This window comes from Porticoccus litoralis, assembly GCF_030676955.1.
Taxonomy (GTDB): Bacteria; Pseudomonadota; Gammaproteobacteria; order Pseudomonadales; family Porticoccaceae; genus Porticoccus; species Porticoccus litoralis.
This window is the reverse complement of the sequence record NZ_JAUUUU010000001.1, coordinates 803,112-815,317: the sequence shown is the minus strand read 5'-3', so window position 1 is coordinate 815,317 and position 12,206 is coordinate 803,112. Positions and strand designations below refer to the sequence as shown.

The window sequence follows — 12,206 nt, the reverse complement described above, 5'->3', positions numbered from 1 at the left end:
AAAATACCACTGTCGTGCTAGACTGAGCCCGGTTTTAAGGAGTGCAGTGTGGCGAAAAAGAAAACCTCCGCTTACGTGTGCAACGACTGTGGCGCGGATTACAGTAAATGGCAGGGACAGTGCGGTGAATGTGGCGCCTGGAACACCCTGGCCGAAATTCGACTGAGTGCTGTTGCATCTGGGTCATCGAGAACAGGCAGCGGTTTTGCCGGTGCTGCCGATGGGGTTGTCAGCACCCTTGCCGAGATCGAGCTGGAGGATATTCCCCGCATCACCACCAATGTCGGTGAGTTGGACCTGGTGCTTGGTGGTGGACTGGTGCCGGGTTCCTGCATCCTTGTGGGTGGCGAGCCGGGTGCAGGCAAAAGTACCCTGCTGTTACAGACCCTCTGCAAACTCGCGGAATCCCTTTCCGCCCTCTACGTCACTGGTGAAGAGTCTCCCCAGCAGGTGGCCATGCGTGCCCATCGCCTGGGATTGCCGACCGATAAACTACAGATCATGGCAGAAACCTCCGTGGAAACCGTCTGTGGCACCGCTGCCCGCCTGGCTCCGAAAATCCTTGTGGTGGACTCCATTCAGGTGATGCAGATGGAAGACATTGCCTCCGCACCCGGCAGTGTGTCACAGGTACGTGAAAGCGCCGCTATGCTGGTGCGCTTTGCCAAGCAGAGTGGCACGGTGTTGCTGCTGGTAGGCCATGTGACCAAGGATGGCAGCCTCGCTGGCCCCAAAGTGCTGGAGCATATGATTGACTGTTCACTGATGCTGGAAGGAACCAGCGATAGCCATTTCCGTACCCTGCGCAGCCACAAGAACCGCTTTGGCGCGGTCAATGAGCTGGGGGTGTTTGCCATGACGGACAAAGGCTTGCGTGAAGTGGCAAACCCCTCCGCCATTTTTCTCCAGCGTGGCGACGAAGTGGCCTCCGGCAGCCTGGTGATGGTGGTTTGGGAGGGTACCCGTCCCTTGCTGGTGGAATTGCAGGCGCTGGTGGATGACAGTCACCTGGGCAACCCGCGCCGGGTTACCGTGGGTTTGGAACACAACCGTCTGGCCATGTTGTTGGCCGTACTGCATCGCCATGGCGGCATCATGGTCGGCGACCAGGATGTGTTCGTGAATGTGGTGGGTGGCGTTAAAGTGCTGGAAACCAGTGCGGACCTGGCGTTGATCCTGGCAGTTATCTCCAGCTTCCGCGACCACCCTTTGCCCCGCGATCTGGTGGTGTTTGGCGAAGTCGGCTTGTCCGGTGAAATTCGTCCGGTACAGAACGGTCAGGAGCGCCTCAGGGAGGCCGCCAAACACGGCTTCAAGCGCGCTATCGTGCCCGCCGGCAACGCGCCGCGGCAGCCCATCAAGGGCATGGATGTGGTGCCGGTACGCAAGCTCACCGATGCCCTGGATGCCCTGGGCTAAAACTTCCGTCAATTGACTTTGCCGCCACTGCGGCGTAAATTCCCGACCCTTGCTTCGGCAACAGGTTCTCGGCGCGCCATTCAGTGCGCCGGGTGAAACGGGAAATCGGTGCGTTTTTATTGCTCTTTTTTCAATGAGTTAGCTATTCCGATACTGCCCCCGCAACGGTAATTGAGTGAATCCTCTCAGGGATTCAAGCGCCAGATCACAACGCCACTGTGCAACTGCATGGGAAGGCGATCTGGCAGGGAAACCGCTCATAAGTCCGGAGACCGGCCTGTCGCTATGCAGACGAACCACGGGGGGTGGTTGCGTTGGTATTGGCGATTTCCGCCTCTGCACCAATCGTTTCTCCGTGATCTGACCCACTCAATGCGTTCGGGGCTGAACGTCGGAGAACATTATGAACAAAGCTGTACTTGCCGGTTTGCTGGCCATTTCCTCTATTGCCGCTGTCCAGGCAAACGAATCCAACAACGAATCATCCACCCAGTTGCTGGGATTGCCGGAAGTCGTCGTGACGGCTTCATTGACACCGGTGCAACTCCTTCAGACAGGTAGCTCTGTCACTGTCATTTCCTCGTCCGAAATCGAAAACAGCCACGCTGCTGTGGTCAGTGATCTGCTGCGCAATGTGCCCGGCGTGGCCATCAACCGTGGCGGTGTTCTGGGTGCTACCACCCAGCTGAGAATGCGCGGTTCAGAGGGAAACCATGTGCTGGTGCTGGTAGACGGCATGGAGGTCAACGACGGCTCCCAGGGTGATGAATTCAACTGGGCGCATATGCCGGCGGCGGGCATCGAGCGGATAGAAGTCGTGAGGGGCGCTCAAAGTGCGCTCTGGGGTAGCGATGCCGTGGGCGGAGTGATCAACATCATCACACGTCAGGCTACCAGTGGAAGCCAGGGTGATGTATTTGCAGAAGTTGGTAATCATGGAACCACCAACAGTGGTTTCAGCCTGGGTGGACGCTCCGAGACAGCACACTTCAATCTGCGGGCATCCCACCTGGCCTCTGAGGGCGAAAACATTTCCCGCCATGGTGGCGAAGAAGACGGTTACCGCAATACGATGCTAAATCTGAACGCCGGTTGGCGTCCTCTGGATAATCTGTCCCTGTCCCTGCACGGTCGTCAAACTGAAGGGGAAAATGAATTTGACGGCACCGATTTTGTTACCACGGGCTTGCCGACAGATGAGGACAGCGAGACGGAGTTTCGTCAGCGCTTTGTTCGCGCCCAGGCAGATTTGTCACTACTGGATGACCGCTGGCAGCACCGGGTTGCGGTTGCCGTTAGTCGTCACGCCAATGAGAACTTCACGGATAGCCTGTTAACCGGTTCTAGCAATAGCCGCAAAAAACAATACAGCTACCTGACCAGCTTTAGCTGGGATGATCAGAACCAGCGCCTGTCACTGCTGGTTGAGAGGGAAACCGAGCAGTTCTCCCAGCGTGGCCCTGTCTTACCCTGGGGTGATCCGAATCAGGATCGTGACCGCGAAACCAATGCTGTGGCTCTGGAATACCGGGTCGTGCTGTGGGAAGACCTGACCCTGGGTGCCAGCCTGCGTCACGATGACAACACCGAATTTGATGACGCCTATACCCGGCGTTTTGATGCCAGTTACCTGATTGCTGAAACCGGTACCCGCCTGCGTGCAACCTGGGGTACGGCCGTGAAAAATCCTACCTTCTCAGAACGTTATGGATATTTCACTTCTTTCGTGGGGAATCCTGATCTGAAGCCTGAGAAATCCACCAGCTGGGATGTGGGCGTTGACCAGTCTCTGTTTAATGAGCAGCTCCAACTTGGCCTGACTTATTTCAAGGCGCGCCTTGAAGACGAGATTGATGGCTTTGTCTTTGATCCAACGATTCCTCCGTTTGGTGCCTACACGGCGGAAAACGTTTCTGGTACCAGTTACCGCGAGGGGTTGGAATTGACTGCACGAGCCGCCCTGTCGCCCACCGTGACCCTTAAGGGCAGTTACACCTACACTGATGCCACCGAGCCGGATGGTTCTGGCCGCGAGGTGGATGAGTTGCGCCGCCCCCGCCACTTGGGTAGCGCCACCCTGCAGTGGGAGCCGAATGCCAAGTGGTCACTGGCATTGAATACGCAGTACAACGGCCACCAGGACGACGTCTTCTTTCCACCCTGGCCCAATCCCGAACAAACGGTGAACCTGGACTCATTTACCCTGGTAAACCTGAGTGCCAGCTATCGTGTGACACCAGCTCTGACGGTATACAGCCGCTTTGAAAATGTCCTGAATGACAATTATGAAGAGGTTTATGGTTTCGAATCCCTGGGTTTTGGTGCCATGGTGGGTATTCGATATAGTTTCGCCCAGTAGTGTTTAGGGTCCAGTAGTTTAGGGAGCAGCACCGTGACTGATCTGAGTGTGAATGGCAAAACCCGCGTACTGCTCTCCTGGAGCAGTGGCAAAGACTCTGCTTGGGCGCTGTATCTATTGCAGCAGGATCCCTCTGTGGAAGTGGTTGGCCTGATGAATACCTATAACCAGGCATTTGAGCGCTCTGCTATTCACGGTGTTCGCCTGGAACTGGTGCGCGCGCAGGCAGAAGCGGCAGGGTTGCCGCTGATTGAAATTCCGCTACCCTGGCCTTGCAGCAATGAACAGTATGAGCAGGCTATGACGGAGGCGCTTGCCCAGGCTCGACGTGAGCTGTCGCCGGATGCGGTGGCCTTCGGTGACCTGTTCCTGGAGGACATTCGTGCCTATCGGGAAAGCCGTATGGCGGATACGGGGCTGGACTTGCTGTTTCCTGTGTGGGGTATCCCCACCGATCAACTTGCACAACAAATGGTTGAGGCGGGCCTGCAGGCCTATCTCACCTGTCTGGACCCGAAAAAAATGCCAGAGGAGCTGGCAGGATCGCTGTTCAGCAATGCTTTTCTTGAGCGCCTGCCTCCCGATGTTGACCCCTGTGGTGAGAATGGCGAGTTCCACAGCTTTGCCTGTGATGGCCCCATGTTTAAGAAACCAGTGCCTGTCACCGTGGGCGAGACCGTGACCCGGGATGGCTTTGTGTATACCGACCTGATTCCTGTCGTGGCTTCTGGAGCCTCGCAGTGAGAATCGTCTCCCTGCTGCCCAGTGCCACGGAAATAATCTGTGGCCTCGGGTTGCGGGACAGCCTGGTGGGGGTGACCCACGAGTGCGATTATCCCGCCGATGTGCTGGGGCTGCCGGTGGTCACCATGTCCCGTATTCCCAAGGGGCTCAGCAGTGCTGAAATCGACGCCATGGTTAACAGCCAACTGGAAACCGACAGTGCGCTCTATAGTTTGAAAACCGATGTGCTGGATGCACTGGCTCCGGATCTGATCGTCACCCAGGCCCTTTGCGATGTCTGCGCTGTGTCCGCCGATGAAGTCAATGCCATTACCTGCCAACTGCCCGGAGAGGTCGAGGTGGTGAATCTGGAGCCTACCTGTCTCAACGATGTGTTGGATACAGTGTTGCTGGTCGGAAACGCCGCCAGTTGCACTGAAGTGGCCCACCAGTATCACGCCGGGTTAAAGCGGCGGGTGGAGGCGGTGGCAGCGCGTTCCGCAACCATTGCCAAAGAGAACCGCCCCAGGGTGGCCATTTTGGAGTGGATTGATCCGCTGTTTGACAGTGGGCACTGGTACCCGGAACTGATCCAATTGGCGGGCGGCACGCCCTGTTTCGGAGATCGTCACGGCCCTTCACGACGACGTAACTGGTCAGACCTGCTGGCCGCTGCACCGGAAGTCCTGCTGGTCGCTCTCTGCGGGTTTAATCTGCACCGCACCGTACAGGATCTCCCTCTGCTGACAAACCAGCCTGACTACGTCATGCTGCCAGCTGCACAAACGGGGCAGGTCTACGCCGTGGATGGCAACCGGTATTTCAGCCGTCCCGGCCCAGGCCTGGTGGACAGTCTGGAAATACTGGCCAATCTGTTACACCCGAATACTCATCCCTTGCCAGGTGGTCTGGCCCCGGCAATGTGTGTCTCCAACGAGGAATGGTCATGACCGACAAACACAAGAACAAGATGCAGAAGCTGAAAGAAAAGGTGGATGCAGGCATTGCTGCGGCGGATCAGGAGCGTGGAGTCATGATCGTGCTGACCGGTGACGGCAAAGGTAAATCCAGCTCGGCCTTCGGTATGGTGATCCGCGCCCTGGGTTACCACTACAAAGTGGGAGTGGTGCAGTTTATCAAGGGGGAACAGCTTTCTGGTGAGGAGCTGTACCTGCGTGATCAGTGCCCGGAAGTGGACTTTTACCAGATGGGTACCGGTTTTACGTGGAATACCCAGGATCGTGAGGGTGATATTGAAGCCGCTCAAGCCACGTGGGCGGTGGCCAAAAAAATGCTGACAGATGACCGTTATCATCTGGTGGTGCTGGATGAGCTCACCTATATGCTGAGCTTCAATTATCTCGATGAAAGTGAGGTACTGACCACCCTGAAGAATCGCCCGGCCAACCAGAGCGTAGTGGTGACAGGTCGCGGTGGCGGTTCGGCACTACAGGAGATTGCCGACACCGTTTCAGAAATACGTGAAGTCAAACATGCCTACCGGGCTGGTATCCAAGCCCGCCGCGGTGTGGATTTCTGATTGTTCAGGTTGCCGACGATTCATGCATAGGCTGCCTCCCCGAACGTTTCTGACTGGCGCGTGGCTGTTGCTGGTGGCAGCAGTCGTGCTGGGATTACTGAGTGGCCCGGTGAGCATTGCCCCTGGCAAATTGCTGGAATTGTTTTCACGGCAATCGGATATGGATGTGCGCATTCTGCAGGATCTCCGCCTGCCCAGGGTGCTGCTGGCGATGCTCGCCGGTGCCTGTCTGGCCAGTTGTGGTGCCGTGATGCAGGGGCTGTTTCGCAACCCACTGGCAGACCCGTCATTGATTGGTGTGTCCAGTGGCGCATCACTGGGTGCCAGCGCAGTGATTTTCTTTGGCGGCGTCGGTTTCCTGAGTGGTGTCTTTGAACTTACGGCGATTGCTGCTGGTGCCTTTATTGGAGGCCTCGTCGCCACGGCGCTGGTGTATCGGCTAGCGTCCACCATTACGGGTACCTCGGTATCCACCATGTTACTTGCGGGTATCGCCATTACTGCTCTGTCCGGTGCGGCCACCAGCCTGTTCGGTTTTTTTGCCGACAATGAAATGCTGCGGCGCATCAGTCTGTGGCAGATGGGCAACCTGGACAGCGCCAACTGGAGTCGTGTGGGAATTATTGCCGTAGCGGTGTTGCCGTTGATGGTCTTATTGCCCAGGGAGGGCAGGGCATTGAATGCCATTTTGTTGGGGGAGTCCGAAGCACGTCATCTGGGTATTGCGGTGGAATCCCTGAAGCGCCGTCTGATCCTGCTAACAGCGTTGGGTGTGGGGGTGGCCGTGGCGGTGTCCGGAGTGGTCGCCTTTGTGGGGCTGATCGTGCCGCACCTGGTGAGATTGATGATCGGGCCGGATCACCGTTACCTGATTCCCGGCTCGGCCATTCTCGGGGCCGTGCTGCTGTTGCTGGCGGATACCGGAGCCCGCTCGTTGATGGCCCCCGCAGAATTGCCCACCGGGGTAGTGACGGCCCTGTTGGGTGCGCCTTTTTTTGTGGCCCTGCTGTTACAGCAACGCCGCAAGGTGCTGGAGTAACACGATGCTGCTGGCCCGCAATCTGTCACTTAACGTTGCTGGATTTTCCCTGCTGCGAAATATCAACCTGAACGTTGAGCCGGGTAAAGTGACGGCCGTTATTGGTGCCAATGGTGCCGGTAAAACCAGTCTGTTGCGCTTGTTGACTGGCGAGCAGAAGGCCAGCGATGGCGAAGTGATGTTCAACGGGCGTGGTCTCGGAGATTGGCAGCCGCAGCACCTGGCCCGGATGATGGCGGTGCTGCCTCAGCATTCCCGGTTGGACTTTCCCTTTACCGCCAGGGAAGTGGTGACCCTGGGACGCATACCACACGCCACAGGAATTGCGCGCGATGCCCAGATTGTTAACGATGCGCTGCAGGCGGTGGATGGCGGGTATCTGGACAAACGCTATTACACACAGATGTCCGGCGGTGAAAAACAGCGCGTACAGCTGGCGCGGGTGCTGGCCCAGATCTGGGAGCCGGTCGACGATGGCCAGCGAGTTCTGATGCTGGATGAACCCACATCGGCTTTTGATCTTGCTCACCAGCAACTGACCCTGACCATCATGCGCAGCCTGGCTGAACAGGGCGTGGGGGTGCTAGTGGTGATTCACGACCTCAACCTGGCGGCACGCTGTGCCGACCAGTTACTGGTGTTGAGCTGTGGAGAAATTGCCGCCAGTGGCGAACCGGGGGAAGTGCTGACCCCGGAATTGATTCGCGATGTGTTCCATGTCGAGGCAACCATCGCCGTTAATCCTCTCACCGGCACGCCCATGGTACTTGCCTGAGATGGGGCGATTATGGGCAATATTGGCCCTGATAGTGGTCAGCCAGGCGCAGGCTGGCCCGACAGTGGTGGACGATCTTGGCAATAAGATCAGCCTGCAACAGCCTGCAAAGCGCATTATCAGCCTGGCGCCTCATCTCACGGAAATTGTTTACGCCTTGGGCGGGGATGAGCAGATGACGGCAACCGTAGCCTGGAGTGATTTTCCTGAAGAGGCGAAGGCACTGCCAGTGGTGGCCTCCAATAACAAAATCAATTATGAACTTCTGATGGCATATCAGCCTGACCTGGTGCTGGCCTGGCTGAGCGGCAACGGCGAAGGCATTATCGGCCGTCTGAAATCACTGGGTCTGAATGTCTATGTGAATAAACCGCGACACTTGCAGGATATTCCTGACACGCTGGAAAAGTTGGGAGTACTGCTGGGGCGCGAAGCAGAGGCCAAGCGAGCCACTGGCGAGTTTCAGGCGGCACTCAGTGAGCTTTCCCGCCAGTACGGCCAGTCCACCGAGGTGGATGTGTATTACCAGATCTGGCAGGCGCCACTGATGACCTTTGGCGGCAGCCATCTGGTGTCAGATGTGCTCACACTCTGTGGCGGCAACAACGTGTTTACTCAAACCGCGGGGTTGGTGCCCAAATTGGGTGTGGAATCGGTGCTGGCTGTGGACCCCGATGTCATTATCATCGGTCAGTACACGGCTTTGGAGACCGCTTATGCATACTGGCGACAGTGGCCGGAGTTAAGTGCCGTGAAACATGGACGTATCTACAACGTGGACCCGTATCTGCTGCACCGCCATACCCCGCGTATTGTTCAGGGTGCCAAGCAGTTGTGTGAAGCTATCGATCAGGGTCGCCGTCCTCTCCCGTAAAACACCATAAAAAAAGCCGCCATAAGGCGGCTTTTTTCAGATTGCTACCCGAACAGGGGATTACAGATCGTAACCGCGTTCGTCGTGTTGCGACAGATCCAGGCCCTGAACTTCCTGCTCGTCGTCGACACGCAGACCGACCATGATGTCCACCAGCTTCAGAATGATAAAGGTCACAACGGCGGTGTAGACGAATGTACTCAGCACTCCGATGACCTGAACTTTGAACTGTGAGGTCATGGTCATGCCCTCGGCGTAGCCCTGGCCGCTGAAAATACCCAGCTCTGCGGAGGCGAAAATACCGGCCAACAGGGTGCCGAGAATACCGCCCATGCCGTGCACGGGGAAAACATCCAGCGAGTCATCAATTTTAAATTTCAGTTTTACCAGCTGGGTGGCGAAATAACAGACGATGCCCGCGGTAAAACCGATGATAAGTGCACCGCCGGGACCCACGAATCCTGACGCGGGTGTGATGGTGCCGAGGCCTGCCACCATGCCGGTAACAATACCCAGTACCGATGGTTTGCCGTGTTTCACCCATTCCATCAGCATCCACGCCAGCGAACCGGTGGCAGCGGAAATGTGTGTCACCAGCATGGCCATACCGGCGTCGCCGTTGGCGGCCAGTGCCGATCCGGCGTTAAAGCCAAACCAGCCCACCCAGAGCATGCCAGCACCGGCAACGGTCATAGTCAGGTTGTGTGGCATCATCGGTTGGTGTTGGAATCCGCGGCGGTTGCCAATCACCAGTGCGGCCACCAGTGCGCCGACACCGGCAGTGATGTGTACAACGGTACCGCCGGCAAAATCCAGCAGGCCCATTTCACCCAGCCAGCCGCCGCCCCAAACCCAGTGGGTGACGGGCACATAGACCGCCAGCAACCAGATGCAGCTGAAAATCAGTACCGCAGAAAATCTCATGCGCTCGGCAAATGCACCGACGATCAGAGCCGGGGTGATAATAGCGAAAGTCATCTGGAACATGGCAAAGACAGATTCCGGAATGTCTCCCGACAGGGAGCCTTCCATCACATTGCCCAGCATGAAATTGCTCAGGTTGCCAATCCAGGCATTGGCTGAGCCGCCATCGCCAAAGGCAAGGCTGTAGCCACAGATCATCCAGATTAGCGATGCCGCGCAGGTAATGGCAAAGCACTGCATCAGCACCGACAGGGAGTTTTTAACTCGCACCAGCCCGGCATAAAATAGTGAAAGCCCGGGTATGGTCATAAACAGCACCAGGGCTGTGGCGGTAATGATCCAGGCGGTGTTTGCACCATTGAGTTCGTCGGCGTGGGCCATCAGTGGTGACAGCAACAGCAAAACCAGAGCCGCTCGAATCGATAAGAGAGTTTTCGTTATTGTCATAATGTTAATCCCGTTTTCTGCACCATAGGCAGTGCATACAAGACCCCATCAGACCGGGGCGTTTGTTATTTTCAGCCTCTGTTGGGCGTGCGCCGTAAGTTTCTCAAAAGCTGTGACAGAAATCTAAAAAAATGACTATGATGTCCATCATTTTTAATGGTGCTCGGGTAATTCCCGGTCATAGGGGCGGTTTCGCCGCCGGTCGCCCATGTGCAGACTAACGTGCCAGCTCCTTTAAAGGGCATATACTAAAGACAGAGAAACCTGTCGGAGAAGATTGTCGCGGGCGGGATGCAAAGGTGGTTGCTGCAGCGATGGTAATCCGGCACAACGAGGAGATTTTGATCATGGCAAATGAAGAACTTCGTGACCAGCTGACTCAGTTACATGACGAGCTGGAAAAGGCCAAAAACATTTCCCGGGAAGAGCGGGATGTATTTGGTAACCTGATGTCCGATATGGTGAAAATTGCCCAGGGCAGTGAAATGCCCGAAGAGCATCATCTCACCCTGCGTGAAAAACTTGAGCAGAAAGAAAGTGAATTCGAAATCGATCACCCGCGCCTGGCTGGAGTGATTCGGCAGGTTCTGGATGCGCTGAATCGCATGGGCATCTAATAGGCAGTTGTGTAGCATGATGAAGTATCGCGCCATTGGTCTGCTGCTGGGTAGCAGTCTGTTGGTGGCTTGCGCCTCCCAGAGTACCCCGGACGAACCCTACGTCGGCTGGGTGTGTGATGGACCCCGCAACAGCGGCAACTGGTCCTGCGTTATGCAGGGCGAGAACGGCGATAAGGCAATAGCGGCTACACCTGCAAGTAGCACCGATTCAGCGGTCGAGCCGGAACAAGTTTCGACACCCGTAAAAGCGACACAGGTTGTCGGGTTGCCCAGCCGGGATTGGCGTGAACAGCTACCCAGCATGACGGCGACACCGCCGCATCAGGAGGGGGCTCGGCCAACCGTGAAGCCGACAGTAAAGCGCTCGCCAAGGGTGGCAGAGCCCGTGTCAGAGGTTTGGTCGGAGCCGGAGAAACATAGTCCGTCCCAGCCAGTGGTGGTCAAGGCCATGGCCGAGCCCTTGCAGCCGGTGAAGGGAATAGATGTTTCCGGTGCCCGCTCAGGGTATACCCTGCAACTGGGTGCATTCGCCGATAACGATCAATTGCAGAGTTTTCTCTCAAGTCACAAGCTGGCGGATTTGCCGGTACATCGCTCCCAAACCTATAGCCGGAAGCAACTCTGGCAGGTGTTGACCTGGGGTGAATTTGCATCCCCGGAAGAGGCTCGTAGTGCCTGGCGCAAAATATCCGAGCGTTATCCCGGTATTGAGCCCTGGGTCAGATCAGTCAGCTCACTGGATAACACAGCCCAAGCTGCCGCAGAAGTGGATGGCTAAACAAGCCACAAACAAACCTGAAAAACTGACTGTCTATTTCGACGGAGCCTGCCCGACCTGTGTGCGTGACCGGGACAACTACCAGAAACTCACCGGAAAAAATAACAATGTCTGCTGGGTGGATATCACCGGTGCAGATGACACGTTGAACGCTCTGGGTATCGATCCCCGCAAAGCGCTCACGGAGTTGCATGTGCAGGATGAACAGGGCAACATCAGTTCAGAAATTGATGCCTACCGGTTGTTGATGGCGCGGGCGACACTGCTCAAGCCGATCGGTTGGCTGATTGGCTTGCCGGTCATACGACCACTGGTCAGTCGATTGTATCGTTGGTGGGTGCACCGCCGACTAACCCGAGAAGGAAGAATTTGATGGCGTCAAATAGCCCGGTGACGGTGGGCAACCTTTTTTCAAATATCCCGGTCATCACCATGGATGAGTTGTTCGAGGATGTGATTGTCACCGACTTTACCCGCATTCAGCGCATTATCTCCCGCGGCCAGAGTTCACCCGAGGGTTTCTGGTACGACCAGCCGGAAAATGAACTGATTATCATCATGCAGGGGCGGGGTAAGCTGGAGTTCGACAACGGCGAATACATGACCATGGAAGTGGGTGACTATGTGGCCATTCCGGCCCACCGCAAGCACCGTGTGGCCTGGACTGACCCCGACACAGAAACCATCTGGCTGGCGGTTTTTTACTAA

General features: G+C 56.6%; 13 protein-coding genes and 1 riboswitch. Of the genes, 12 read left to right on the top strand and 1 reads right to left on the bottom strand.

From position 1 onward, the window contains the following. Positions 1–48 precede the first annotated feature (48 nt). The 8 genes from radA to Q8A57_RS04000 all read left to right on the top strand — a co-directional run bounded on the left by radA (position 49) and on the right by Q8A57_RS04000 (position 8,729). Positions 49–1,419, top strand: a complete 1,371-nt coding sequence (gene radA, locus Q8A57_RS04035) for a DNA repair protein RadA (protein ID WP_305169651.1) — start codon at positions 49–51, stop codon at positions 1,417–1,419. 45 nt (positions 1,420–1,464) lie between these two features. Next, positions 1,465–1,714: riboswitch (cobalamin riboswitch) on the top strand. Between the two features lie 108 nt (positions 1,715–1,822). Next, a complete protein-coding gene (locus tag Q8A57_RS04030) occupies positions 1,823–3,778 on the top strand; it encodes a TonB-dependent receptor plug domain-containing protein (RefSeq protein WP_305169648.1) in 1,956 nt (651 codons plus the stop codon). A 33-nt stretch (positions 3,779–3,811) separates the two neighbouring features. Continuing rightward, complete coding sequence (locus Q8A57_RS04025; RefSeq protein WP_305169647.1) at positions 3,812–4,522, top strand: Dph6-related ATP pyrophosphatase; 711 nt, start codon at positions 3,812–3,814, stop codon at positions 4,520–4,522. Continuing rightward, a complete protein-coding gene (locus tag Q8A57_RS04020) occupies positions 4,519–5,451 on the top strand; it encodes a cobalamin-binding protein (protein ID WP_305169646.1) in 933 nt (310 codons plus the stop codon). Before Q8A57_RS04025 ends, Q8A57_RS04020 begins: the two co-directional genes overlap by 4 nt. Then, positions 5,448–6,041, top strand: coding sequence for a cob(I)yrinic acid a,c-diamide adenosyltransferase (gene cobO / locus Q8A57_RS04015; protein ID WP_305169645.1), 594 nt, complete (start codon positions 5,448–5,450; stop codon positions 6,039–6,041). The genes Q8A57_RS04020 and cobO overlap by 4 nt, the downstream gene beginning before the upstream one ends. A gap of 22 nt (positions 6,042–6,063) precedes the next feature. Further along, the gene (locus Q8A57_RS04010) at positions 6,064–7,080 is read left to right on the top strand and encodes a FecCD family ABC transporter permease (RefSeq protein WP_305169644.1); all 1,017 of its coding nucleotides are present in this window, start codon (positions 6,064–6,066) and stop codon (positions 7,078–7,080) included. 4 nt (positions 7,081–7,084) lie between these two features. Next, positions 7,085–7,855 carry a heme ABC transporter ATP-binding protein gene (locus Q8A57_RS04005; RefSeq protein ID WP_305169642.1) on the top strand — a complete coding sequence of 257 codons (771 nt, stop codon included), beginning with the start codon at positions 7,085–7,087 and terminating at the stop codon, positions 7,853–7,855. Position 7,856: 1 nt separating this feature from the next. Then, the gene (locus Q8A57_RS04000) at positions 7,857–8,729 is read left to right on the top strand and encodes a cobalamin-binding protein (RefSeq protein WP_305169639.1); all 873 of its coding nucleotides are present in this window, start codon (positions 7,857–7,859) and stop codon (positions 8,727–8,729) included. Positions 8,730–8,789: 60 nt separating this feature from the next. Here Q8A57_RS04000 and Q8A57_RS03995 read toward each other — a convergent pair whose 3' ends face one another. Beyond that, positions 8,790–10,100, bottom strand: a complete 1,311-nt coding sequence (locus Q8A57_RS03995; protein ID WP_305169637.1) for an ammonium transporter — start codon at positions 10,098–10,100, stop codon at positions 8,790–8,792. A gap of 347 nt (positions 10,101–10,447) precedes the next feature. On the opposite strand from Q8A57_RS03995, the gene Q8A57_RS03990 reads away from it, so the two are divergent. The 4 genes from Q8A57_RS03990 to Q8A57_RS03975 are packed head-to-tail and all read left to right on the top strand — an operon-like array spanning position 10,448 to position 12,206. Continuing rightward, positions 10,448–10,717, top strand: a complete 270-nt coding sequence (locus Q8A57_RS03990; RefSeq protein ID WP_305169636.1) for a DUF4404 family protein — start codon at positions 10,448–10,450, stop codon at positions 10,715–10,717. A gap of 16 nt (positions 10,718–10,733) precedes the next feature. Next, complete coding sequence (locus tag Q8A57_RS03985) at positions 10,734–11,498, top strand: SPOR domain-containing protein (protein WP_305169635.1); 765 nt, start codon at positions 10,734–10,736, stop codon at positions 11,496–11,498. Further along, positions 11,491–11,871 (top strand): thiol-disulfide oxidoreductase DCC family protein, encoded by a 381-nt coding sequence (locus tag Q8A57_RS03980; protein ID WP_305169634.1) that lies wholly within the window; start codon positions 11,491–11,493, stop codon positions 11,869–11,871. The genes Q8A57_RS03985 and Q8A57_RS03980 overlap by 8 nt, the downstream gene beginning before the upstream one ends. After that, positions 11,871–12,206 carry a cupin domain-containing protein gene (locus tag Q8A57_RS03975; protein ID WP_305169633.1) on the top strand — a complete coding sequence of 112 codons (336 nt, stop codon included), beginning with the start codon at positions 11,871–11,873 and terminating at the stop codon, positions 12,204–12,206. The genes Q8A57_RS03980 and Q8A57_RS03975 overlap by 1 nt, the downstream gene beginning before the upstream one ends.

Bases quoted from the DNA above. Each gene is read 5' to 3' on its own strand.
- Q8A57_RS04030 (WP_305169648.1), top strand. From the start codon at position 1,823: ATGAACAAAGCTGTACTTGCCGGTTTGCTGGCCATTTCCTCTATTGCC.
- cobO (WP_305169645.1), top strand. From the start codon at position 5,448: ATGACCGACAAACACAAGAACAAGATGCAGAAGCTGAAAGAAAAGGTG.
- Q8A57_RS04010 (WP_305169644.1), top strand. From the start codon at position 6,064: ATGCATAGGCTGCCTCCCCGAACGTTTCTGACTGGCGCGTGGCTGTTG.
- Q8A57_RS04005 (WP_305169642.1), top strand. From the start codon at position 7,085: ATGCTGCTGGCCCGCAATCTGTCACTTAACGTTGCTGGATTTTCCCTG.
- Q8A57_RS04000 (WP_305169639.1), top strand. From the start codon at position 7,857: ATGGGGCGATTATGGGCAATATTGGCCCTGATAGTGGTCAGCCAGGCG.
- Q8A57_RS03995 (WP_305169637.1), bottom strand. From the start codon at position 10,100: ATGACAATAACGAAAACTCTCTTATCGATTCGAGCGGCTCTGGTTTTG.
- Q8A57_RS03990 (WP_305169636.1), top strand. From the start codon at position 10,448: ATGGCAAATGAAGAACTTCGTGACCAGCTGACTCAGTTACATGACGAG.
- Q8A57_RS03985 (WP_305169635.1), top strand. From the start codon at position 10,734: ATGATGAAGTATCGCGCCATTGGTCTGCTGCTGGGTAGCAGTCTGTTG.
- Q8A57_RS03980 (WP_305169634.1), top strand. From the start codon at position 11,491: ATGGCTAAACAAGCCACAAACAAACCTGAAAAACTGACTGTCTATTTC.
- Q8A57_RS03975 (WP_305169633.1), top strand. From the start codon at position 11,871: ATGGCGTCAAATAGCCCGGTGACGGTGGGCAACCTTTTTTCAAATATC.